This window comes from Hafnia alvei (assembly GCF_900095695.1).
Lineage (GTDB): Bacteria > Pseudomonadota > Gammaproteobacteria > Enterobacterales > Enterobacteriaceae > Hafnia > Hafnia alvei_B.
Window position 1 is genome coordinate 31,833 of record NZ_FMIQ01000082.1, and the last position, 24,199, is coordinate 56,031.

Annotated in this window: 25 protein-coding genes and 1 tRNA gene; 7 read left to right on the forward strand and 19 right to left on the reverse strand. The window is 46.4% G+C overall.

The window, feature by feature from the left end; genetic code table 11:
- Positions 1–164: 164 nt before the first annotated feature.
- Together cls and BN1044_RS22025 are read left to right on the forward strand one after the other, a co-directional pair.
- Positions 165–1,625 carry a cardiolipin synthase gene (gene cls / locus BN1044_RS22020; RefSeq protein WP_072310480.1) on the forward strand — a complete coding sequence of 487 codons (1,461 nt, stop codon included), beginning with the start codon at positions 165–167 and terminating at the stop codon, positions 1,623–1,625.
- Between the two features lie 45 nt (positions 1,626–1,670).
- Positions 1,671–1,994: an HI1450 family dsDNA-mimic protein gene (locus BN1044_RS22025; protein ID WP_035502449.1), complete on the forward strand. Its 324-nt coding sequence runs from the start codon at positions 1,671–1,673 to the stop codon at positions 1,992–1,994.
- Between the two features lie 55 nt (positions 1,995–2,049).
- Here the strand turns inward: BN1044_RS22025 and BN1044_RS22030 are convergent, their stop codons facing one another.
- From BN1044_RS22030 to spy, 3 genes are all read right to left on the reverse strand, one after another.
- The gene (locus tag BN1044_RS22030) at positions 2,050–2,820 is read right to left on the reverse strand and encodes an ion transporter (RefSeq protein ID WP_072310481.1); all 771 of its coding nucleotides are present in this window, start codon (positions 2,818–2,820) and stop codon (positions 2,050–2,052) included.
- Between the two features lie 243 nt (positions 2,821–3,063).
- Positions 3,064–5,763, reverse strand: a complete 2,700-nt coding sequence (gene acnA / locus BN1044_RS22035; protein WP_072310482.1) for an aconitate hydratase AcnA — start codon at positions 5,761–5,763, stop codon at positions 3,064–3,066.
- 317 nt (positions 5,764–6,080) lie between these two features.
- Positions 6,081–6,599: an ATP-independent periplasmic protein-refolding chaperone Spy gene (spy, locus tag BN1044_RS22040; RefSeq protein WP_072310483.1), complete on the reverse strand. Its 519-nt coding sequence runs from the start codon at positions 6,597–6,599 to the stop codon at positions 6,081–6,083.
- Between the two features lie 539 nt (positions 6,600–7,138).
- On the opposite strand from spy, the gene kduI reads away from it, so the two are divergent.
- The 3 genes from kduI to modA all read left to right on the forward strand — a co-directional run bounded on the left by kduI (position 7,139) and on the right by modA (position 9,668).
- The gene (gene kduI / locus BN1044_RS22045; protein WP_072310484.1) at positions 7,139–7,975 is read left to right on the forward strand and encodes a 5-dehydro-4-deoxy-D-glucuronate isomerase; all 837 of its coding nucleotides are present in this window, start codon (positions 7,139–7,141) and stop codon (positions 7,973–7,975) included.
- A 64-nt stretch (positions 7,976–8,039) separates the two neighbouring features.
- Positions 8,040–8,801 carry a 2-dehydro-3-deoxy-D-gluconate 5-dehydrogenase KduD gene (gene kduD / locus BN1044_RS22050; RefSeq protein WP_072310485.1) on the forward strand — a complete coding sequence of 254 codons (762 nt, stop codon included), beginning with the start codon at positions 8,040–8,042 and terminating at the stop codon, positions 8,799–8,801.
- 135 nt (positions 8,802–8,936) lie between these two features.
- Positions 8,937–9,668: a molybdate ABC transporter substrate-binding protein gene (gene modA / locus BN1044_RS22055; RefSeq protein ID WP_072310486.1), complete on the forward strand. Its 732-nt coding sequence runs from the start codon at positions 8,937–8,939 to the stop codon at positions 9,666–9,668.
- On the opposite strand, the gene BN1044_RS22060 is transcribed toward modA, so the two are convergent.
- The 3 genes from BN1044_RS22060 to BN1044_RS22070 are packed head-to-tail and all read right to left on the reverse strand — an operon-like array spanning position 9,665 to position 12,486.
- Complete coding sequence (locus BN1044_RS22060; protein ID WP_072310487.1) at positions 9,665–10,426, reverse strand: ABC transporter ATP-binding protein; 762 nt, start codon at positions 10,424–10,426, stop codon at positions 9,665–9,667. The two genes, modA and BN1044_RS22060, sit on opposite strands and share 4 nt — an antisense overlap.
- A complete protein-coding gene (locus BN1044_RS22065; RefSeq protein WP_072310488.1) occupies positions 10,419–11,423 on the reverse strand; it encodes a FecCD family ABC transporter permease in 1,005 nt (334 codons plus the stop codon). Before BN1044_RS22065 ends, BN1044_RS22060 begins: the two co-directional genes overlap by 8 nt.
- The gene (locus BN1044_RS22070; protein ID WP_072310489.1) at positions 11,407–12,486 is read right to left on the reverse strand and encodes an ABC transporter substrate-binding protein; all 1,080 of its coding nucleotides are present in this window, start codon (positions 12,484–12,486) and stop codon (positions 11,407–11,409) included. Before BN1044_RS22070 ends, BN1044_RS22065 begins: the two co-directional genes overlap by 17 nt.
- Positions 12,487–12,728: 242 nt before the next feature.
- On the opposite strand from BN1044_RS22070, the gene BN1044_RS22075 reads away from it, so the two are divergent.
- The gene (locus tag BN1044_RS22075; RefSeq protein WP_072310490.1) at positions 12,729–12,920 is read left to right on the forward strand and encodes a hypothetical protein; all 192 of its coding nucleotides are present in this window, start codon (positions 12,729–12,731) and stop codon (positions 12,918–12,920) included.
- Positions 12,921–13,010: 90 nt separating this feature from the next.
- Here BN1044_RS22075 and BN1044_RS22080 read toward each other — a convergent pair whose 3' ends face one another.
- Entirely contained in the window at positions 13,011–13,265 is a 255-nt protein-coding gene (locus tag BN1044_RS22080) for a hypothetical protein (protein ID WP_025796933.1), read from the reverse strand.
- Positions 13,266–13,645: 380 nt separating this feature from the next.
- Between BN1044_RS22080 and BN1044_RS22085 the strand changes: the two genes are divergently transcribed.
- Positions 13,646–14,518 carry a glycerophosphodiester phosphodiesterase family protein gene (locus tag BN1044_RS22085; protein ID WP_072310491.1) on the forward strand — a complete coding sequence of 291 codons (873 nt, stop codon included), beginning with the start codon at positions 13,646–13,648 and terminating at the stop codon, positions 14,516–14,518.
- A 112-nt stretch (positions 14,519–14,630) separates the two neighbouring features.
- Here the strand turns inward: BN1044_RS22085 and BN1044_RS22090 are convergent.
- The 12 genes from BN1044_RS22090 to BN1044_RS22145 form a co-directional block, all read right to left on the reverse strand.
- Positions 14,631–14,706, reverse strand: a tRNA-Thr gene (locus BN1044_RS22090).
- A 202-nt stretch (positions 14,707–14,908) separates the two neighbouring features.
- Complete coding sequence (locus tag BN1044_RS22095) at positions 14,909–15,937, reverse strand: LuxR C-terminal-related transcriptional regulator (RefSeq protein WP_072310492.1); 1,029 nt, start codon at positions 15,935–15,937, stop codon at positions 14,909–14,911.
- Complete coding sequence (locus BN1044_RS22100) at positions 15,934–16,698, reverse strand: EAL domain-containing protein (protein ID WP_072310493.1); 765 nt, start codon at positions 16,696–16,698, stop codon at positions 15,934–15,936. The genes BN1044_RS22095 and BN1044_RS22100 overlap by 4 nt, the downstream gene beginning before the upstream one ends.
- A 17-nt stretch (positions 16,699–16,715) precedes the next feature.
- Complete coding sequence (locus BN1044_RS22105) at positions 16,716–18,545, reverse strand: PglL family O-oligosaccharyltransferase (protein WP_072310494.1); 1,830 nt, start codon at positions 18,543–18,545, stop codon at positions 16,716–16,718.
- Between the two features lie 98 nt (positions 18,546–18,643).
- Positions 18,644–19,411 (reverse strand): fimbrial biogenesis chaperone, encoded by a 768-nt coding sequence (locus tag BN1044_RS22110; protein WP_072310495.1) that lies wholly within the window; start codon positions 19,409–19,411, stop codon positions 18,644–18,646.
- Between the two features lie 90 nt (positions 19,412–19,501).
- A complete protein-coding gene (locus BN1044_RS22115; RefSeq protein ID WP_072310496.1) occupies positions 19,502–20,389 on the reverse strand; it encodes a hypothetical protein in 888 nt (295 codons plus the stop codon).
- Entirely contained in the window at positions 20,386–21,012 is a 627-nt protein-coding gene (locus tag BN1044_RS22120; RefSeq protein ID WP_072310497.1) for a fimbrial protein, read from the reverse strand. Before BN1044_RS22120 ends, BN1044_RS22115 begins: the two co-directional genes overlap by 4 nt.
- Positions 21,005–21,496, reverse strand: a complete 492-nt coding sequence (locus tag BN1044_RS22125) for a fimbrial protein (RefSeq protein ID WP_072310498.1) — start codon at positions 21,494–21,496, stop codon at positions 21,005–21,007. The genes BN1044_RS22120 and BN1044_RS22125 overlap by 8 nt, the downstream gene beginning before the upstream one ends.
- 21 nt (positions 21,497–21,517) lie before the next feature.
- A complete protein-coding gene (locus tag BN1044_RS22130; RefSeq protein WP_072310499.1) occupies positions 21,518–22,054 on the reverse strand; it encodes a fimbrial protein in 537 nt (178 codons plus the stop codon).
- 18 nt (positions 22,055–22,072) lie between these two features.
- Positions 22,073–22,597, reverse strand: coding sequence for a fimbrial protein (locus BN1044_RS22135; protein WP_072310500.1), 525 nt, complete (start codon positions 22,595–22,597; stop codon positions 22,073–22,075).
- 20 nt (positions 22,598–22,617) lie between these two features.
- The gene (locus tag BN1044_RS22140; protein ID WP_072310501.1) at positions 22,618–23,244 is read right to left on the reverse strand and encodes a fimbrial protein; all 627 of its coding nucleotides are present in this window, start codon (positions 23,242–23,244) and stop codon (positions 22,618–22,620) included.
- Positions 23,245–23,330: 86 nt separating this feature from the next.
- A complete protein-coding gene (locus BN1044_RS22145) occupies positions 23,331–24,050 on the reverse strand; it encodes a fimbria/pilus periplasmic chaperone (protein ID WP_072310502.1) in 720 nt (239 codons plus the stop codon).
- Positions 24,051–24,199 lie beyond the last annotated feature (149 nt).

Consider the following 24,199-nt stretch of genomic DNA (forward strand, 5'->3'; position numbering starts at 1 on the left):
CCCGTCAGCACATGACAGACAAAAATTTGTCTCAATGTTACAACCTGTAAATTAATACGAAATTTAAATCGATGACTTTTATCCGCGAAAAGGTTTTACCTTTCAACAACAGTGCGTAAACTCAATAGAGATAACGCTTTTTTGCGAAAGGACAACTCGCCTTTATGACAACGTTTTATACCGTAATTAGCTGGCTTACGATTTTTGGCTACTGGTTACTCATTGCCAGCGTGACACTTCGCATTTTGATGAAGCGCCGTGCGGTTCCCTCCGCCATGGCTTGGTTGCTCATCATCTATATTCTGCCACTGGTGGGGATCATCGCTTACCTGTCATTCGGAGAACTTCACTTAGGGAAAAGACGTGCCGAACGTGCTAAAGCGATGTGGCCCTCTACGGCGCATTGGCTTGCCGACCTTAAAAGTTGTAAATCCATTTTTGCGACAGGCAACAGTGAAGTCGCCGCGCCGCTGTTTCAGCTGTGTGAGCGCCGTCAGGGAATTGCCGGCGTTAAGGGCAACCAGCTACAGTTACTGACCACCAGCGACGATACGCTCAAGGCCTTAATTCGTGATATCGAGCTGGCGCGCAGCAATATTGAGATGGTGTTTTATATTTGGCAACCCGGTGGATTAGCCGATCAGGTTGCCGAGTCGTTGATGGCAGCGGCGAGACGCGGCGTACATTGCCGATTGCTGCTCGACTCCGCTGGCAGTGTGACCTTCTTCCGCAGCCCTTATCCTGCCATGATGCGTAATGCAGGCGTTGAAGTTGTCGAAGCGCTGAAAGTTAATCTTATGCGCGTTTTCTTGCGACGCATGGATTTACGCCAGCACCGGAAAGTGGTTTTGATTGATAATTTTATCGCTTATACCGGCAGCATGAACTTGGTTGACCCGCGTTTCTTTAAACAAGATGCCGGCGTTGGGCAATGGATTGACGTAATGGCGAGAATGGAAGGCCCGGTAGCCACTACCATGGGCATCATTTTCTCCTGTGATTGGGAGATTGAAACCGGCAAACGTATTTTGCCACCGGAGCCTGAATATCATTCTCTGCCGTTCGAAGAGGAATCAGGACATACCATTCAGGTTATTGCTTCCGGTCCGGGTTTCCCTGATGAACTGATCCATCAAGCGCTGCTGACCTCGGTCTATTCCGCCCGTGAACAACTCATCATGACCACGCCTTATTTCGTGCCGAGCGATGATTTGCTGCATGCGATTTGCACCGCGGCACAGCGTGGCGTTGATGTCTCTATCATCGTACCAAAGAAAAACGACTCTATGATGGTAGGCTGGGCCAGCCGCTCATTCTTCACAGAACTGCTGGAGGCGGGCGTTAAAATTTACCAGTTTGAAGGTGGTCTGCTGCACACCAAGAGCGTATTGGTAGATGGCCAGCTTAGTCTGGTTGGCACGGTCAATCTGGATATGCGTAGCCTGTGGCTGAATTTTGAAATCACCTTAGTGATTGACGACGATGGCTTTGGCGCTGACTTAGCCTGTGTACAAGACGATTATATTGCCCGTTCTACTCTGCTTGACCACGCTGGCTGGCTAAAACGCCCGCTGTGGCAGCGCGTGGTTGAACGACTGTTTTACTTTTTCAGCCCATTGCTGTAAATAGCTTGGCTAATTGATGATGAGACAGTACAGGACACTCTTATGATGGATTTAGACAACCGACTCACCGAAGATGAAGCCTTAGATCAGGCCTACGATATTTTTCTTGAACTGGCCGTCGACAACCTCGACCCTGCTGACGTTATTCTGTTTAACCTGCAGTTTGAAGAGCGCGGCGCGGCTGAATTATTTGATCCTGCCGAAGATTGGAAAGATCACGTTGATTTCGACTTGAACCCTGATTTCTTCGTGGAAGTAGTGATTGGTCTAACCGATGGCGAATCAGAAGACATCACCGACGTGTTTGCTCGCGTACTAATTTGCCGCGAGAAAGATCACAAACTTTGCCATATTTTGTGGAAAGAGTAAGTTTCCACTGCACCACGCCAGTTAAAACGCACAGCTGAAGCTGTGCGTTTTTGTTTTAATCATGAGGCTGCTTGCTAAGCCGTTTACTGCAAAACTTGCAATACACCGCATCGTCGTCATGGCCCGACTTATGGCAGTGTTCACAATGACGTACGGTACGTCGACGCTGCAATACTTCGGTCATATGGGCCGTTAACACCCCGGTGGGGATAGCGATAATAGAGTAGCCGATCAAGATTAATACCGAAGCCAGAATGCGCCCCGCCGGCGTATGAGGGGTTATGTCGCCATAGCCAACCGTCGTCATGGTCACCACGGCCCAATAAACTGATACAGGAAGACTGGTAAAACCGTGCTCGGGGCCTTCGATCACATACATCACCCCACCAAATAAACACAACAGGATCATCACAAAGGTAAAAAACACCAATAGTTTTTTGCGTACGCCAACGATGCTGTCCCACAACAACGTCGCGGAGCCCATATAACGCAGCATTTTAAAGATGCGCAACACCCTTAAAACACGCATTAGGCGCAGCAACGTGACATATTCAACGGCCATGTGTGGGAAAAGAAGTAAACAATAGAGCGGCAGCGTAGTCAGCAGATCGACAATGCCCAAAAAACTCGACGCATATTTTTTAGACTTGGGCGTAGTCAGCAAACGAAGCAGATATTCAGCGGTAAATACCACCGTAAAAAACACTTCTAACTTTAGGCCTAAATCCTCACGCGCCACCAGCACACGCAAGGGTTTTGGATCGCCTGATTCCATAAACACCAGCACGACGCTGGCGACAGCCATGGTGATCCAAAAGAACTCCATTTTGCGCCCAAAGGCGGTGTGGGTATCGAATAAACTGCTATATAAACTCTGCCGCCAAGTGCTTTTTTCATGCCCGTCATGCTGACCTCAAAAGAGTTATTTGAGCGTAATCCCCCCACTTTAGCACCACAATATAACGCGATGGCTTTATATAAGTGTCACTAATGGTAAAACATTTCAGCATCCCGCCACACTTTGATGCCGCTATCAGAATAGATAGCGGCACGTTGCATGCTTAGCGGCCTAAAGCATGTTTCTGATTACATAGTGCAAAATGCCGTCGTTGCGGTAATAGGCCAGTTCGTTTCCGGTATCAATTCGGCAACGCGTTGGCACCACTTCACGTCGCCCATCGGCATAGGTGATCGTGACGTTAATCGTTTGTCCGGTCGTCAGATGTTGTAATCCACTGATATCCAGCGTTTCATCTCCGGCTAGGTTAAGCGTTTTGCGCGTTACCCCTTGCGGGAATTCTAACGGCAGAATGCCCATACCAATCAGGTTCGAACGGTGAATTCGCTCAAATGACTCGGCAATCACTACGCGAACACCTAACAGACGCGGGCCTTTTGCCGCCCAGTCACGACTCGAACCCGAGCCATACTCTTTACCGGCGATCACCGCGAGCGGCACGTTTTCCTCTTGATACTTCATCGCCGCATCATAGATCGCCATCTGCTGTTGGGTGGGAATATGACGAGTCACACCACCTTCTACGTCGGGCACCATTTCGTTGCGGATACGAATATTGGCGAAAGTTCCCCGCATCATCACTTCATGGTTGCCACGTCGTGAACCGTAAGAGTTAAAGTCTTTACGTTCCACACCGAGTCCCAGCAGGTAGCGTCCCGCTGGACTTTCCGCTTTGATATTGCCGGCAGGCGAAATATGATCGGTGGTCACCGAGTCGCCTAGCATCGCTAACACTCGAGCGCCGTGGATATCTTTCACCGGCTCAGGTTCTGCCTGCATGCTGCTGAAAAATGGCGGATGGCGTATATAGGTAGAGTCATCTTGCCAACCATAGGTCGCAGAACCCTGTACCTGAATCCCCTGCCATACCGCATCGCCGTCAAAGACCTGCGCGTACTCCTTGCGGAACATATCGGTTTTCACCATCTCAACCGCATTGGCGATCTCTTGACCGCTTGGCCAGATGTCCTTCAGATAGACCGGCTTACCCTGTGCGTCGTGCCCTAATGGATCGACGGAGAGATTCACGTTCATATTCCCCGCCAGCGCATAGGCCACCACCAGCGGAGGAGACGCCAGCCAGTTGGTTTTCACCAGCGGATGAATGCGCCCTTCAAAGTTGCGGTTGCCAGACAGCACCGCACCAACGGTGAGATCGCCCGCTTTAATTGCCATTTCTATCGGCTCAGGCAGCGGGCCTGAGTTGCCAATACAGGTGGTGCAACCATAGCCAACCAAATTGAAACCGAGGCGTTCAAGATAAGGGGTCAAACCCGCCGCATCCAGATAATCAGTCACCACTTTCGAGCCCGGCGCCAGCGACGTTTTCACCCATGGCTGCCGTGCTAATCCCTTCTCAACCGCTTTTTTCGCCAACAATCCGGCGGCCATCAGCACGCTAGGATTCGATGTATTGGTACATGAGGTAATCGCAGCAATCACCACCGCGCCATGCGCTAAGCGATGTTTCTCTCCCGCCAGCGTAAACTCTTCGAATTCCACGCGATTTTTTTGGCTGCTAATCTCAAGTTCTGTCGCCGCCTGAAAAGCCTGTGGAACCTTAGGTAACGGAACACGATCTTGTGGGCGCTTTGGCCCAGCCAAACTTGATTCAACCGTATTCATATCCAGCGACAGTGTACTGGTAAATACCGGCTCATCGCCGGCGTGACGCCATAGGCCTTGTGCTTTGCAATAGGCTTCAACCAGCGCAATCTGTTCTTCACTGCGCCCGCTCAGGCGCATATAACCTAAAGTCACCTCATCAACGGGGAAAAATCCGCAGGTAGCGCCAAATTCAGGCGACATATTACCGATCGTGGCGCGGTCAGCCAGCGGCAAATCGGCTAAGCCGTCACCATAAAACTCAACGAATTTGCCTACCACGCCATGTTTGCGCAGCATTTGCGTGACGGTCAGCACCAAATCGGTGGCGGTAATGCCTTCACGCAGTTTTCCTGTGAGCTTAAAACCGACCACGTCGGGGATTAGCATCGATACCGGCTGCCCTAACATGGCCGCCTCGGCTTCGATTCCGCCCACGCCCCAGCCTAACACCCCAAGACCGTTAATCATTGTGGTGTGGGAATCAGTCCCAACGAGCGTATCAGGGTACGCCATTCGCTGGCCATTTTGCTCTTCATGCCAAACCGCTTGCCCCAAATACTCAAGGTTAACCTGATGGCAAATACCGGTTCCCGGTGGAACCACACGAAAACGATCAAACGCTTTTTGTCCCCAGCGCAGGAAAATATAGCGCTCGTGGTTACGCTCCATCTCCAACTCAACGTTTTCACTAAAGGCTTGCTGATGACCAAAATGATCAACGGTAACAGAGTGGTCGATGACCAGATCAACGGGCGATAGCGGATTAACTCGCTCAACGTTGCCACCCAAGCGAGCCACAGCTTCGCGCATCGCCGCAAGGTCAACCACGGCGGGTACGCCGGTAAAATCTTGCATCAGAACGCGTGCTGGCCGATAGGCAATCTCTTTGTCGGCATGGCCGGTTTTCACCCAATCGACGATTGCCTGTAAATCCTCCAGCACCACGCTTTCGCCATCAAGGTGGCGCAGCAGGTTTTCCAGCAGAACTTTCATTGATTTAGGGAGTTGGCGGATATCGCCCAGCTGCTTTTCAAGCTCAGGCAAGCTGTAATAGTGATACTCGATATTCAGGGCACTCAGTGTTTTCTGACATTGCTGCGCGAGATGTGGCTGGCTCAGACGATGTTGAAGATCGGATGACATTGGCTTCTCCTTCCTTATCATGCTTTAAGCGGTGTTTCTCGGCGCTGGATACAATCGATGCGGTTTCATCTGGGAACGACACGCATGGCCGGAAACAATCTCCTGATAACGCTGTGGCTATCTTTAAAGATAACACAAAGAGATGGTAACGTTTTAGCAACATCATCCCATTGCTGCGATAGACGATGAAAAGGAAGAAATACGATTTTGATCACGAAAGGCAATTTAATGCTGATATCTAGCTAAATATTCAATAATAAGAAAAAAAAAGCCTCCACAAGGGAGGCTCTATATTTAGCATTGTCGCTGTTTAAAAATTATTGCTCACCGGCAACCATTGCCGCGTGACGCTGTTCCATTTTTTCGATGCGTTTTTCGAAATTCTGGTTAAATTCTTTTTTCTGTTCTGGGGTCAGAACATTATACATTTTGTTTTCCATCTTCATGCGTTCCAGCATCATATCGTTGCGCTCTTTGCTGTTAGCTTCGATTTGTGCACGCGCAGCGCTTTCATCAAATTTGTCGCTGGCGACCAGCTTATGCATATCTTTGAAATGATCGCCCATCATTGGTTTTTTGTGCTCGGAACGGAACTCTTTAGCGATGGTTTTCATTTGCTCACGCTGCTGGTCTGTCAGCTTCAAGCCTTCAAACATGCCGCCGTGGCGTGGGCCCTGCTTGCCCATCTGATGATGCATCATCATCGGTGCGCCGTCAGCCTTGGTTGCCACTGGAGCCGCAGGGGTAGTTGGTGTTGCGGTGGTTTCAGCGGCGTTTGCCATTGAAGCGCCAAAAGCCAGAGATGATGCCAACATTAAAGCAGTTAATTTACGCATAATTATGATTCCTCAAATAGTGTGTTCGTTGTTGCGTTGATGGAATTAAGTCTATAGGTCTAAATATATAGTAGTTACACGCTGAGTAAATAAACGAAAGGAGAAAAACCAAAAAAAAGGCAATTATGGAGAGAGTGTGAAGATTGAGGGTTTATTTTAAACACAACGCTAAGATAAACCTTAAAATAACAAATTCCGGCGTTTTATTCTAGCTCAGATTAATATTTACAGCCTCTGCGATGTTCTTTAAAGCGATGTTTATTATTGTTCAGAGCAACATAACGCTTTCACTTTTATCCCGTAGCACGCTTCTCTATGCAAATATTTTGCTACAGGCATGAATGGCTCTCCTCCCCCAGATATCGCGCTTTGTGATCCAGTAGCCAAATTCACAACACCGAATCCATAAAAACAAAACAATGTTTCATTTTTAATTGAATTACGTATCAGAAGGATCTAACATGCCTCCATCGACACGAACAGAGCCCCAGACTGTTCATGCCTGCCAAACACTCAAACGAATATCGACGAGGTGAAAGATGGAAGTCCGTCAAAGCATTCATAGCGACCATGCCAAGCAGCTCGACACCGAGGGTCTGCGCCGCGAGTTTTTAGTTGAAACCATTTTTGATGCCGATCAGTACACCATGGTGTATAGCCATATTGACCGCATCATTGTCGGCGGCGTTATGCCGGTGCAAAAAACCGTCGCTATCGGCGCTGAAGTGGGTAAACAACTCGGCGTGAGCTATTTCCTAGAACGCCGCGAACTCGGCGTTATCAACATCGGCGGTCCAGGCACCATCACCATTGACGGCGAATGCTATGAAATCGGCCATCGTGAAGCTCTCTACGTTGGTAAAGGCGCACGCGATATTGCTTTCGCCAGCGTAAACGCCAGCCAACCTGCAAAGTTCTACTACAACTGTGCACCGGCTCACACCACGTTCCCAACCAAAAAGATCACGCCCGCTGACGCCTCACCGCAAACGCTCGGCGATGCAAAAACCAGTAACCGCCGCACCATCAACAAATATATGGTTCCTGACGTGCTGCAAACCTGCCAGCTGTCAATGGGGCTAACCGAGTTAGAAGAAGGCAATCTATGGAACACCATGCCGTGCCATACCCACGAGCGTCGCATGGAGGTCTATTTCTATTTCAACATGGATGATGATTCCTGCGTTTTCCACATGATGGGTCAACCGCAGGAAACCCGCCACATTGTGATGCACAACGAACAGGCCGTCATTTCACCAAGCTGGTCAATTCATTCCGGCGTGGGCACCAAGGCATATACCTTTATTTGGGGAATGGTTGGCGAAAATCAGGTCTTCGACGATATGGACCACGTTGCTGTTAAAGATATTCGCTAAGCCCTAGCTCACTCATTTCTGCGGCTGCTTAATGACAACCAGCCGCCCTCAAAGGATATAAAACATGATTCTTGATGCATTTTCGTTGCAGGGTAAAGTGGCGCTGGTTACAGGCTGTGATACCGGTCTTGGTCAGGGAATGGCCGTTGGTTTAGCACAGGCTGGCTGCGATATTATTGGTATTAACATCGTTGAGCCAACTGAAACCATTAAACAGATCGCTGCGCTAGGCCGTCGTTTTTTAAGCCTTACCGCGGATTTGCGCGATACGTCGGTTATTTCCGATCTGGTCGCTCGCGCAGCCAGTGAGTTTGGCCATATTGATATTTTGGTCAATAACGCCGGTATTATCCGCCGTCAGGATGCACTGGAATTCAGTGAAAAAGATTGGGACGACGTGATGAATTTGAACATTAAGACCGTGTTCTTTATGTCTCAGGCCGTTGCCCGTCAGTTTATCGCTCAGGGCAAAGGCGGCAAGATCATCAACATCGCCTCAATGCTCTCTTTCCAAGGCGGAATTCGCGTGCCGTCTTATACCGCCTCTAAAAGCGCGGTGATGGGCGTGACCCGCTTGCTGGCCAACGAATGGGCGAAGCATCAGATTAACGTTAATGCCATTGCTCCCGGTTACATGGCCACTAACAATACGCAGCAGTTGCGTGCCGATGAAGCGCGTAGCGAAGAGATTTTAGACCGCATTCCTGCAGGTCGTTGGGGATTACCAGAAGATTTAATGGGCCCCGCGGTGTTCTTGGCATCACCGGCATCAGACTACATCAATGGCTACACGATCGCCGTCGATGGCGGCTGGTTAGCGCGTTAATTAATGCGTTTTCACTACGCTGGCGCCCTGCCAGCGTGGTTATTCTGTTTCATCCTGCATTGACACTCCCCGCGCCACGCCGTAACGTCCGCCTCAGCCTAAAGAATAATTGATAATCATCAGCGTGGGATCAATGTGAATACTCGTAACGCCTCTTTAACCGTATTAGCCGCAGGCAGTTTGCGTCGAGCGCTAACCCCTATTTTGTCTCAGTTTAGCCAGCGACATCATGTGAGCATCCATGCGCAATTTGGCCCAGCCGGATTGCTACGGGAACAGATTGAAAGCGGCGCTCAGTGGGATCTGTTTGCTTCTGCTAATCAAGAACATCCACAAACGTTGCTCGACCACGGATTAGCAAATAGCGTGATGCCTTTTCTGCGCAACAAGCTATGTTTAACCACCCACCGAGCCAGAGTATCGCAGACCACAAACTGGCTCGATTTGCTGACCGACCCGAGCATGATCGTCGGCACTTCTACGCCCGGCAGCGATCCTTCCGGCGACTATACGTGGCAATTATTTGATCGCGTCGAACAGCGCCGTCCCGGCGCAGGTGAGTTTTTGAAATCGCACGCCAAACAATTAGTTGGAGGGAAAGCAGGGTTGCAAGTCCCAGAGACGGAAATCGCTTCTGCATGGCTGATTCACCAAGGTCTGGCTGATGTTTTCGTCGGTTACGCACACTATGCACAATGGTTAGAGCACGACGCCGATATTGCGGCGGTCACCATCTCCGAGGCTGACAATATATTCGCCACTTACGCGCTGGCGCTGCGCAGTGACGCCGCTCAGCCACTGGCGACCTATCTATTATCAAGTGATATTCAGCAACAGTTTGTGAGCGCAGGGTTTGCGCTGCGTTAGTCCAAAGAAAGATCGAATATCGGGGTTAGCACCGACCGAGCTCCTACGGCAGATGGCACAGCCGCCAGCTCGACTCTGACCCCATAGGCCTTATGTAAATTATCTTCGGTGAGCATTTCCCTGCTGTCGCCATATACCCACCGCTGATTATCCAGCAATAAAAGGCACTTTTGCGCCACCAGCTGCGCATGTGCAGGATCGTGAGTGGTAAACAGAACGCTTATCTGACGCTTTTTCGCTAGTTGGTGGATCAAGCGTAATACCGCCTGTTGATTGAATAGATCCAAGGCCGAAGTGGGTTCATCTAAGATCAACATTTCACAGCCGGTGGCTAACGCACGGGCAATCATCACCAGTTGACGCTGCCCACCGGACAACGTTTGAAAGCTGAAATCGGCCAAATGCGCAATCCCCAGCGTACCTAACGCATCGAGTGCAATGCCTTCGTCTTTGGCCGTTGGCTGTTGTAGCAAACCAACGTTGCTCACTCTGCCCATCAAGACGATCTCAATAACCCGATAGGCAAAGGCGGAGGAAAACGACTGAGCAACAAAACCGATCGGCGCTCTGCGTGAAATGCCCCCGGCCAGAGGGGGAATAACGCCGGACAGCGTATTCAATAACGAGGTTTTTCCGCGCCCGTTGGCCCCAAGAATGGCCGATACTTCGCCACGGCGACAACAAAAACTCAGCGCGTCAAACAACGCCTTCTGATGGCCGAATTCAAGTTCATTCACGCTGAGCGCTATCTCATTCACCGTGCGATCTCCGTCGAGAGTGAATCAACAGCACGGCAAACAGCGGTGCCCCAATTAATGCGGTAATAATCCCCAACGGAATTTCGGCCGCGCTCAATGTGCGTGCTACATCATCAACCAAAACCATAAACCCACCGCCGAGCCAGAATGCTGCCGGAAGTAAGCGTCGATGGTCTGCTCCAACTAACAAGCGCGCAAGGTGCGGGATCACCAATCCTATCCAGCCAATCCCCCCGCTCACCGCAACCTGAGCGGCAACCAGCAATGCGCAGAGCAATAACACCCACCGACGCAAACCCGCAACCGAAACGCCTAGGGTGCGCGCATCCGCATCGCCAAGAGACAAAATGTTTATCCGCCAGCGCAGACGAAACAGTAAAAAACTGGCCACAGCGAGCGGGATAGCCATCATCAAAAGCTTGTGCCAATTAGCGGTAGCAAAGCTGCCCAGCAGCCAGAACACAATGCTCGGCAGCTTTTCTTCGGTATCCGCCATGTATTGCAACAGGCTCACCAGCGCAGAGAAAAAGCCACTGAGAATAATCCCGGAGAGAATCAGCATCAGGCGATTCTCATTACCGAGCGTTGACGCTATTGCATACACCAACACCAGAGCCAACAAACCAAAGGCAAAGGTCGAACTCATCAGCCAAAGCGGTGAAAGACCCAACAAAATGGCCAGCGTGCCGCCGAAGGCTGCGCCGGAGCTCACGCCGATAATATGCGGATCAACCAACGGGTTATGAAACACACCCTGTAAGCAGGCGCCGCACAGCGCTAATGCCCCACCCGCACAGCACGCCATCAAGATACGCGGCATGCGCACCGTCCAGATAATTTGCCCAGCCAGATCATGAGTTTGTAGCGGAGACATTAACGCATGCCAAACATTCACCGGTGAGATTGAATATTGCCCTACCCCCAATGAAAAGAAGGCGACAATCAATGTCGCCATCGGCAATAGCAGATTGATGCGTGGTTTATTCAGCAGAAGCATGTGGCGCAGCAACCCACGAAGTCCGGTAAAAACGCTGGTAATAGCCGTTGGCGGCTTTATTCATATCAATATCGGTGAAACGAGTCGGATAAAGCTTCTTAGCCATCCAAAGCTCTCCGATAGCTAACGCTTCAGGCATCGGATATCCCCACGCTTTGGCATATTCCGGCATGAGATACACCCGCTGATTTTTCACGGCATCAATGCCCTGCCATGCCGGATCGTTACGGATTTTATTAATCTCATCAGGATAGCGATCCTGCACAAAGATAACCTGCGGGTTCCAAGACAAAACCTGTTCAATCGAAACTTGCTTATAGCCCTTGATACTGGCTGCCGCGACGTTCATCGCCCCCGCATGCTGCATCATTAAGCCGGTATATTTTCCTGAACCATAGGTGGTTAAATCAGGATTTGCCATATAGACGCGCACTCGCTGGCTTTCAGGAATATCCTTCAAACGCTGAGCCACTTTTTCACGCTGAACGAAAGTGTAATCAATCAGTGCCTCACCCTGCGACTCACGATTAACGACGTTAGCGATAAGACGAATGCCATCCTGAAGCCCTTGGTTATAGGTCTGTTCTTCATTGGCCATCTTTGGATTCAGTTTATCCTGCTCACCCTGCGGATCACGGCGTAAAGAAACCGCCACCACCGGTATTCCCGCGTTCTCAATCTGGTTGATCATTTCCGACGGTGCATAGTTAGCTACGAAAACAACCTGAGGATGTTCCGCCAGCAGGCTTTCAATATTGACCTGCGTCAGATCGCCAGGCATCGGCAACGTGGCTAAACGTGAGGAAAAACGCGCAAACTCAGGGCCAAGCTGTTTTTTCCAGCTCGATAAAATCCCAACCACATCATCGGTGGCATCGAGCTGAACCAACAAATTAAGCGTTTGGTGTTGCAGAACCACCACCCGATTAACGTGATCGGGAATCGTTACCTGACGACCTAATTGATCGGTAACGGTACGGTCTGCTAAGGATGAAAAAGAAACCAGCAGCAACGATAGGCCACTGAATAGCGCACGGCTACATTTAGGCAATAAGAGGTTCATAGTTGAAGGCTAAAATAATGTTATATAACGAACTATATAACGAACCACTCTCTGCAAACAAGTTATCCCTTGGTTAGCCAAAACTTTGGCGCTTCATTTCACCGAACAATTCACGGTTGGTTTACTGAAAAATCATCTAATTTTCATATTGATATAAAACCTGAACAATAAAATAAATTTGTTCAGTTTTAGTTCATCTTTAAACATCCTACGATGGTTTTATCGGCGCTAGGAGGTTAAATATGAAGCAGATTTATAGATACTTAAACGAATTGAAAGCCAGCTACCAGCAAGAACATCCGCCCTATCAATTACCGTACGGGTTCTACCTCACACCGGAACAACGGCTGGAGATCTTGAAAGATATCTTGGCACCCTACAGCGAAGAAGAAGAGAAGTTATCAAAACAGAAGTTATCGGAAGAGAATAAATAAGGAAGGAAAGTGCTGTATCGAGAAAATCTAAAACCATAACCAAGCCGCAACGATGGAACGGTGCGGTTTGGCAATTAAGCTCACGCTAAACTACAGACGCTTACGTATTGCATTTTCTGCGCTAAACATCCACAGCTCAGGCTGCCGGTTAGGTGAAAATCGTACTTCATAACGATCTTTCAGCGGTGTTAAACGCCAGCTCATCAGCTTTTGATCGCGTTTCGGTTTCAGGAATCGACGCCAGCCTAATGAACGGGTTGCCTGACGATCGAGCATCCATGCCGCCGTTGGCGATAACGGCAAACGTATAAAGGTATCTTCAACGCTGATATCACAAATACACATACGACTCTTCCATAACGTAATAATTTTTCACTGATGATTTAATACCATCACTTGAACGAATTATCCCGTCAGGCCGCCTATAAGCCAAAGAGATAACCCATGAAATATGATACGGATCACAAATAACGAGAGGTGAAATTAACATCTCCGTAACCAACCACTCCCCAGCTCGACAACTCAACGCTAGATAAACCTTTCACTCACATATCGCTCACGGCGAATCATTGAACCGCTGTTGTATAGATTTGCAGAAAACGATGCATTTGAATGCATATAGGTCAATTCATTGATTAACACCGAGTATCATTTGGCATTTAATAACGCATCGCAACTATAACTATTTTAGTTATAACTGTTACTTATAATACAAAAGAGGACCTATGCATAAACAAATGATTAGTGCCGCCCTGCTGTTATGTTCAGCCACACTGGCTCACGCTAGCCCCAGCATTATTGCGCATCGAGGGGGAACGGGTGACGCACCAGAAAATACGATAGTCGCCATTAGCCAATCATTAAAAAACAACGCTGACGCCATTTGGATCACGGTTCAAATGAGTAAAGATGGGGTTATTGTGCTTTACAGACCGTCAGATCTCAAAAGTCTGACAAATTTGCAGGGGCCTATTTCATCACATACCGCAGCTCAGTTAAGCAAAGCAGATGCCGGTTATTTCTTTGAACAACCTTCATATCCGTTCCGCCATAAAGGAATTGGAATACCAACGTTAGAACAGGTGTTAAAAAAATGGCCGAGCACATTTTTCTATATTGATATCAAATCTCCAGATGCAGATCCTAACAAGCTGGCTCAAGCCTTAGAGGCTGTTTTACAAAAAACCAATAGCCTAACGCGCACCCGGGTCTATTCCACCGATGAAAAATACATTGATGCACTTCCTAGTGATATTGCTAAGTTTGTCAGTCGAGATAAAACCCGCACGATATTGGCAAACGTCACCATGAGTCACCAGTGCGATATCAATAAAAACGAGACTCAAGAACGCTGGTATGGTCTTGAATTAAAACGCGATGTCGAAGTGATTGAAAAGTATACTCTTGGCGAGGGCCGTTCCAAATCACGCCTAGAGTGGGATGAAGAGGCCATGAGATGTTTTCGTAGTGCTGGAGGTGCTCATATCATTTTCTTCGATATAAACACGCCAGATGACTATCGTAAGTCGATGCAATTAGGTGCTGATGGTGTTTTGGTTAACTCTCCAGCGAACTTCAACAAAATCAAACAAAATTAACCATCGGCAACCGCACTGGCGCTTTGCATTCGACCCAATGTCAACGGCCTAGCAAGAGCGCTAAGTACAGACGAAAAAAAGCCACCCATTGGGTGGCTTTTTTACAGAATTATGGTGCCGACTACCGGAATCGAACTGGTGACCTACTGATTACAAGTCAGTTGCTCTACCTACTGAGCTAAGTCGGCAAGTCTAGCGGAGCAACACTCCGCTTCCTTGGGGCGCAATATAGTATAACCGCGCAGAAACAATCAAGTATTATCAAAAGATTATTTACCAAGTGCTCTAAAAAAAGCCAACACGATGAATGCTTAATCAAACATGCCGATTATATCGCCACTTGTGCCAAAAATATTAAGCGGAAACTCCATGAGAACGCAGCGTAGCTATCTAAGAAGTGAAGGGCTGCACGCCCCAACGAACACCTCTCGCCCACACCCGTCGAACGCGGCCTTCCTTTTCTAACAGCGTCAGCCAATATCTCGCAACATATACTGAATCATCGCACTCATCAGCAATGTCTCGAGTCTTAGGCCACTCCATCACTGATAACGGCAGAGCTTCACTCCAGCTTTCCTTTGTATAGGTACTGGGACGACACATTTTCATTAATATATTAAAAACTGTTTCTTTTTTATTTTGGTTGGCTACTTTTATCGGCGCTGATTTCTGCACGGCTCTCTCTTTAACCCTGACGGTATGGGGACCGCTGTCAATGGATACTTCTTTTTTCCTCACAGGCAACTTCTTTTTACGATAATCCATAATATGCGACTCTTTTTGAGCAATATTGGGCGCCCAATGGTGCATTATATGAATGAGCTCCGCGCTGCTGGCCAAATTAAGCTTATTCATTACCGCTCGTTTATGGGCGCTAACCGTTTTCACATGCATTCCGCGAATATTGGCAATTTGCCCAAGTGAAAAGCCTCGATAGAAATACGTTGCCACACGCTCTTCAACATCCGTTAGCCTAACGGGAAAGCAAGAGAGACACATTTTCTCATCGGTTTCAGCTACATAGTTTTTATTACTTAGGATCGCCCACTGATGCTCAATTTTGTCTCGAATGCTCTCAATCGATTCAGTGCGACGAACAAAAACACACCCGCGTAAGCAATGAGGTAAATTTTTAACTTTAGGTTCATTCAAGCCATTACACACCGCAATGAGCAAACTTTTTGCTTTGCGTGATTTCATCTGAGGACGGCAAATTAGCTCTTCACCAGCATTAAAGCTGCTCACATAAATATCAGATAATTGTAGAGCCAAATCTTTAGGTATTTCATAGTTTCTATTCAGAGTTATACTCTTTTGTTGAGTGAATATATCCTTCAGAAGCTGCCATAAGCCCTCACTAAACACCTGATTATCGTCATCAAAAGCCACCTGCAATTCCATAAGTTCATTATTCATCATGCATTCCCACCTAATCTTAATCCATCGACCTTATTGTTATGACTGCTGAGTTCCGGCCAGAAATACCCTTGAAGAAAATCAGCGCCGGCTTCAATGGCTTGTTCACAGTGCAAAGCCGTTTCAATCCCTTCAATTAACGTGAGGGAGCAAATTTGTTTGCACCGAGCAATAAAACGCTTAAGTTCTGAGGGACGATCGGCCAAATGCCAAAACGTCTCTTTATCAATTTTTATTCCGTCCACCGCCCCGGCTAGATGTTCCATTGATGGCAGTAACGCTTGGGTGACATCATCAATCCAAACCGATACTGATTGATCACGCAAAGCCGATAAATGGGTATTTAAATGACGTCGTGACCTTTCACTAAGCCGTGGAATAACTTCAGGGTCTTGTAGCTCTACAACGCAGCGATTAAATAAAATATCCGGTGATTCACTTTCCTGAGTGGAATGAAATACATCTAGGTCAAGCATTAGTTTGCTGCATAAATCGACATTTTTAAGTATCTCTACAGGCAAATTACAAAAATAACGGTGAGGTGAATCCGTTTGCAGCCCAACCCACTCCTGTTGAGATTCAAATAACATCATCACGTCTTCCGACGTCGCCTGGCGAAAATAGCTTTCTGCTTGCGAGGGCGACAAAAAACGCGTCAACATCTCATAGCCAAAGACCTCCCCACTTTGCGCATCAATAATGGGCTGTAAACGCCAATTATCGTTCACAAACGAAAAATCCGTGGATTCTATTAAATTACTCATAATCAATTATCCTTAGACTATGGGGAAAAACGTTTATCTTTCGGATAAAGAAAATGAACCTCGGTAGATAAACGCGCCACTTCACTCTGCTCCCCAATAGCAGATAAAATAAGCATTCGGCTTTTATAGACATTTGGATCAATGCCATACTCTAAGTATTTTGATGACCACTCTAAATAATCAAACAATAAATGTGTTTTTTTCGTTGTGTTAAATTTAATCAAGTTATTAACCTGACGATCAAATTCAAGTCGCTCTCTAAACACCCATGGATTCAATAACGCCTGAGCGACTTTATCTATATTGATACGCGCCACCTCTTGCGGAGGCTGTGTGATTTGTACATTTTCGAACATCGTTAAAAGCAGCCCGCTTTGCAGCGCGGTGGTCATAAATAGCGCGGTGAGTCCTGCGATGACACCAACAGCTAATGTACCTAAACGCAGGAGCCACAACGATATCGTATAATCGGCGTGCTCAATTTTATGAAATGAATTTACTTCCTGAGGGTTAACCTCATTTATTTGTTTTTCATCAGTTCTGCAATAGCTCGCTTGGTCACATAGCGCAAGCAACAACAAAAAAACCATCCAAAGCGCGGCTGAAAGATAAAATGGATATTCGACTAAAGAATGCAATAATAAAGGAAGCAGTAATAACCACAGCCCCCGACAATGAAAAGAAGCATGAATCCTGTCGCTCAGCACGCTCTGCTGCCATAGCTTCCAGCCTGCAAATGCCAGAATACCGTAGGCTATGAGCATAACTATTCCCCCTTCCGCCCAACCGAACAAAATCTCATTGTGAGGATGGTTAATAACAACCGACTCCAATGATGTAACACCGGTTCGAATAAGGAAGTGGGCATACTCATAGCTAAAACTGCCTAACCCCCAGCCTTTAAGTGGATGAGTAAAGATCATATTGAGTGTTTCACTGAGCATCTGTACGCGATAGCTCGTCGAGTTTTCATGCAGCAGATCTAAACTCGCCGCCGGAGAGAGCCAAATCACCAGATTGGCCGTGGTGACCCCGGTAAATATCCATATTAAAGCGCGTAAATAACGGCGAGAATAAGAACGCCAATACAAGAGTCCAAACCCGCCAACAATGACAATTCCGTTAATAACGCCGATACGCGATTGTAAAAATATCAGCATAAATGGAACAGCGGTCATAACTACAGGGATATAAACGCGCCATCCCAGCGACAAAATGGCTGACACCTTAGGAAATACCGTCTGGTTATGCAGTTTTTTAGTATCAGTAGGTTCTAGCCATAAAAGGAGAGAAGCACCTAACCCAATATTCAAGCATGTTGCCGCGATATTGCGCTGAGCAAGAACGCCGATAGCTTCCGTACCATAATGAAACCACTCACCTGGCTGAGGCAAAATAATAAATAAATATACAATACCGACTATTGTTTGAATTAACGCAGCGGCAGACAAACCCAATAACACCACGCGCTGGTATAAAACACTCAGTTTTATCTGCAGGATTGAAAAATAGAAGACTAGCCCTGCCGCCACACCAAGCCACTGAGTAAAACCGCTCATCAACCAGTGTTCCGGCGTATAAAGCAACGGAATTCCCATTAACAGCGTTGCAGCACATAATGCATAGCTCAGCGGTGATATATATAGGTGAGAACTAGAATAACGAGAAATACATACAACCAGCACTAAAATTGCCATTACCGCCCACGCAATTTGATTACTCGGCAATAGCAATCCACTTCCCCCTTGAGAAGGGAAACGGATATGCATGATCAATGCTAAATACAATAAAATAAAGAATATCAAGATCTGACTTGCTTTTATTCTGAACATATTTTTACTCTGCATAAGATACTCAGCATATACATAATGTATACACAGGCCACTTAAATCCTCTTTTCATCGTTAGATGCAAAAAAATAAAATCGTGAAATAGCACCATTCTTTTAATTATGTGCATTCTTTTTAGGGGCTATTTTTCCTATATCATGAATATGACAATGCGTGTTTTCGCATAAAAAATTAAGCGACCGCTGCTCACCATAATCGGTAACAAAGACTAAAGATATTTTGTTTCCGGTAGTACTTACATTATCGGGAATAAACCCTCTTGATTTTGGTGAATACATCACGGATTCAAATGATATTGGTTTAGCGCTTTGACTCTCTCTGGCCTCAACGACAGTCAAGTAATAAGGAGTGACATTGTTAATTTCATACTTTTCCTTATTTTTATCAAGCGTTATATTTTCTAATCCTGGTAGAATTTCTTGCATTTTATCAACAACGATAGACTCAGGGCGGTAAAAAACTTTAAGTTTACTTTCCACTGCCAACATTACGCTATTGGGTTTGTTTGTTTTAGGTGGAATTTCCCTAAAATAAAAATAAAAAAGGCTCTCCTTATCGGTTGGTAATCCCACCGGCATTTCAGAAAATTGCAGCCGCACCTTCGTTTCACTGCCCGCCTCAATTCGCTGAATCGGTGGAAGAGATACAAGTGGCATGTTTATTTTTTTCCCAGAGGCATCTTCTATCCATGATTGAGCTAAATAAGGGGATTTATTATTCTGATTTGTAACCCGCAAACTAACCGCTTTATTTCCTTGATTAAATACAATCCGCGTACGATCAAGTGATAATGCAGCCTCAGCTTTATAAGTGAACATAGTTAATAAAAATGCACATAAAAAACAGGGGTAATTGTGACTCATAGCTTCACCTACACAATGACAGATAAAACAGGTTATCTATTTTTACGATGGAAATAATATGCTGCATGTCAAACACGTATGAAACTGTTTTTACGGGTAGCTCACGGATAAGATGCTGGTACCAGAAAAGTCTCCGCCATCCTGAGGAGGAGTGCCGGTTAGCTCCGCTTCTAAAGCCACGATATTACTTACTGCCGTGCCTTCTAAGGTTTCCCCTAATGGTTTTCCATCAGCAGTAAACTTGGCATTCATTCCGTTGTTGAGAGCAATAAAATCCAAGCCTCTCAGTTTAAGAACATATTTCATACCGGCTACTGAACAATCAATCTGTATATTTTCCTTACGCTTCGCGCCCTTAGCATCGGCCAGTTGTAGCGTGCCGAAATCAAACGTTATTAATGGATCATGCAATGCACACCATTGATTAACGGGTGGCAACCCCAGACAACTTACGGCAAAATTAGGCGGTGTAGCACGGGCCCCCTGCCACTCACTCCACAAATGTGATACGCCAGAAGATCCTCGATAAACACTCGGAGCTAAAGCTGCATCAACGCATTCCTGACCATTTACGCCACCAAAATGCTTCACCGTAAACGAACTCACGCCGAAATTTGTTGTGTCTTTTAAAATATTTCGCCACTCCGTTCCCCTTTTCCACTCGCTAACATAGGAAGAAGGGATATCATTCGGGTTTGCGGTAATGGTTCCCGCGCCGTCATTATGGCGATGGGTAACAATAAACACGCATGAGCCAGATTCGCATGCCGTAGGAATTTGATCTAGTGTTGAATTGTCAGGTATTGTTGGATAACCAAAATGAAGCACATAGGTCGCCGAATCGCTACCGGTTATCGTCACATCGGCGCTTTCTATTACTGGCCATTTGTAGCTGACAGCATTCACGCCTAAGTTTGCTAGCCCCAGAAATATAACAAACACCCTGCTTATTATTTTAATATTTTTCATCTTCTTCACTCGTACTCCAACTGAAACTCGGCGATGGCGGTAAAGTCGCCCTCAACTATTGTTCTGTTCTCAATACGTTTTGAATTACCTTTTAAATACGCTTGAAAGGTTAAAACGTTGTCGCTCTGATCGTGCAAAAAATATGTCATCCCGGTATTAATCGGCATTGCAACGGCGGTGCCATCTTGAGTGGAGGCTAAACCAATTGCGACCCCCTCAGCCTGGCCTTTTATGCGCAGATAGCCGGGGTCCTCAGGATCATCATCTCCGATAAGTGATACTTTTACCTTTGTACCTAATGAGAGATCGCACTCTTTTAGTATGAGATTAAAAGCGATTGGCGCCGTCACCGGGTTATCCGAGTGTATATAGAAAAATGTCTTCTCGCGCTGTCCGAACTCTACGTCTTGTGTTTCACTTTCGGTGGAAACAACACAAGGATCTTCTACCAGTTCTCCGTGGAATACGGCATTCACCGGAGATGCATCAGACTCCGCAGTGCGACGTGTTATTTTATCCATAAATGATAAATCATTGTTCGCCTGAAGGTCTGTTACATTAAATGCCGCCATAGCAATGAATATTGTGCTCAGCATGAATTGTAAAACACGTTGGTATGTCAGATTATTCATAGTACGCAACCATAGTCGCCATGACGGTAAATGGTTTAGCCTCTAACGTCTTATTGGGGTCTTCTTTCACGGGTACGGCTTTAATACGAAAAGTCTGTGTTTTATCTATTTCAACCTCAGTATTCAGCGGTAGCTCTTTATTTTGATGTTCATCAAATAGCGCAATATTCAGGTTGTCCACATCTGTTTTTATTACATGAGATTGAGTCGCGCTAACGGCCTGACTTCTAATTTTCAAGAACAAGCGCGCATTAATATCTTTGTCACACTGAATTGGAATGTCTAGACTCACCGCATAGCGGATACCGTCAATACGCTTGATCCCCATCCGCTGAAAGTTAAAATCCAACGCGGTTTTATTGTTAATATAACAAGGTACAGAAATGATCTTACCGTGCAGATGAGCTTTGGTACTATCCGCCCGAGCGCCCCCCGTTAACAAACAATAGAATATCATTAAAAATATTACTTTTACGACCGGCATCAGATTTTCCTTTTCATTCCTTTACTCGTATTTAGCACTCAGCACCAGATCCGTCGAAAAATCCCCAGCATCTAATGTGGCATTATTCGTAGAGTTATTTATTAGTGTTGCTTTCAAAATAAAGCTCATTGAATTGGCCCCAGCAACACCTATATCTTTAATCGGCTGTCCTAAAGGAAGTTCGTTGCCGTTGATACTATTCGTTAACGCAATGCCTAGGTTGGGTAAACCGCTATCGACAATGTTGTCGGCGGCGCCAGCAAGGTGCGAGCCGTTAATCGTCAGCGAGAGTAACTGAGTAGGTAGCGTCGCTGAGGCATAACAGCTAACGTCTACCCGTTGCTCAACCGCGTGATTGATTCCATCAACCTCTTGAGCCACAACGTCCTTAAAGTCAAAATCAAGATCTGCACTATTGCTAAACGTGCAGGGAATTTCAATCAGCTCGCCAGAAAATGATGCCGTAATAGCATTGACCGATGAGCTAAATATTAAAACAATAAAGCAAATCGCTATTCTCTGGCAGAAATTAAGTTGAGGTCTTAATCTATTCATCATGAGTACACCTCTAATACTTTATGGGAAACTCGTTTCTAGAATGACACTGGCAGAGAACGCCCCGGTCTTAAGCTCCGTGCCTGGCTTATAGTTTATCAATTGGGCAGTTAATGACATTATGGTGCCATCTGTAATTTTGATGGGCGAATTTATATCCACTTCCGTATCATTGTAACTTGCATTAAAAAATGCGACACCTAGCCCTGAATCATTAACAGCTATCGCATTTGTGATAGAAGGAACAGGGTTTTGGCTTGTCACGGTTAAAAATAGCTGTGCCGTTGGTGAATAGTCGCAAACAAATTTTAAATCATGTGCTATTTTCGTTTTATCTGTTCCCACATCACTCACCACAACCTTGCCAAACTCATATTTTATGTCTTTATCATTATTGATATGGCACGGTGGCTGGACAAAAATCTTCCCCTTAACTTCAACAGTAGCGGTGTCTCCCTCGTCGGCATATCCGAAGATAGGCGCTAATAGCAAATTTAATATCAACATCGTAGAAAATACTTTTGCATATTTTGTATTTCGTTTCACTTGGCCCTCCCTTTGATATATTAATGGTATCCCAGCGTAAAATTCATCAGTACATTGAACTTGCCTTCTTTTAAAGGCATTTCCGTTCGCTCAAGCATTGCGTATAGCACCATATCGGTATTTCCCTGCGACATGATCAGACCGCGACTATGCTCACCGACTCGCAGCTGTTGATGTTTACTATCCTCTAACCGAAGTGCTACGCCTTTCGCCTCACCTTTGACCTGTAATAAATGCAGGCTATTGTCAGCCTCATTACCGTTAATTGTCATAAATGCCACCTGCTGGTCCGGTAGGCTATATAGCGTCTCGTCATGTTCATCGTCTTGCACATGATTTGACACCATGCCACAGTCTTTCAGTTGAATATGAACAGCAATCTCAGGTGCACGGTCGCCTATTTTCTGTAGGCGATATCGCGGAATAGTACCCAAATTCACCGTCTGTTCCGCTGACTCCATACTGAGATAACAAGGCGATTCGGTTAATTCGCCGCTGACGTCAATCTCACCATGCATGCCTTCTACGAACCAACCATCAATCGGCGCAGACTCTTTTGCTTGAACGGGCTGATTATTAAAGCCACATGCTAAAAAACACAGCAGTAATCCCATTCTTAAACCGGAATGATTATGTTGCCATCCCATTGTTATATCCTTGGCTGATACTCATGTTTAATTCTGAAGGACAGCAGCAAGCGTTATTCGCTGTTTTCAGCGGGTCATTATCGCTTTTATTCTTGATGCGGTTCCGCATGGCAAACATCACCCTGACACCGATATTTCAGCGTTGGTCGTCCGCCATAATCGTTGATATACGTCATGTAAGGAGAATCATAATGATGCGCCTGAACTTTCACCGTGGATTTTGGTGCAATCATTACCGCTTTGAAATCTTTAACTAACCCTTTCGGCGTGCCGGATAATCCAATAACCGTTACGTAAAACGGCGTCGGATTGTCAACTTGATAACCACTATTTATCTTGGTCAGTACCAATTTATCTTGCCAAACATCGCCAGATTTCGGCGTTATACTGCTCGGCCGATAAAATAATTTAATCTTAGTTTGTAGCGCTACCTGCATAACATTCGGCTTGTCGCTGCGCGGTGGTATCTCTCGTACATTGAAATAAAACGCAGACTCACGATCTTGTGGCAAGGCACTTACACTCGGCAAACTGCTAATGCTGATTTGGCTTTTTGTTGCTGGTTCTACTCGCTGAACCGGCGGCACAGCAATCAGTGGCCCAGTGATACGGTGACCCTCCAGATCCTCCAGCCAAGCCTGCGCTAAATAAGGTAAACGTGGATTGTCGTTACGGATTGTCAAAGCAATCGCTTTTTCGCTTCCATCAAGAATGGCCCGAGTACGATCTAACGCTATTGCGGCGTAACCTGCTTGAACGCTCAGCATTAAAGCCCCGCCCAGTGCTACGCTATACATTATTTTCATGCTTCATTACTCTTTTTCAATTTGTGCAGGCTAGACAACTCACCTGTTATTTCACCACGAGTACACAGGTACTCACTTGTTCGCATTGATAATTTCACTATTTTTTTCAGACCAGTATTTCTCTATGCCACTGGAGTTCATCTCGTCTG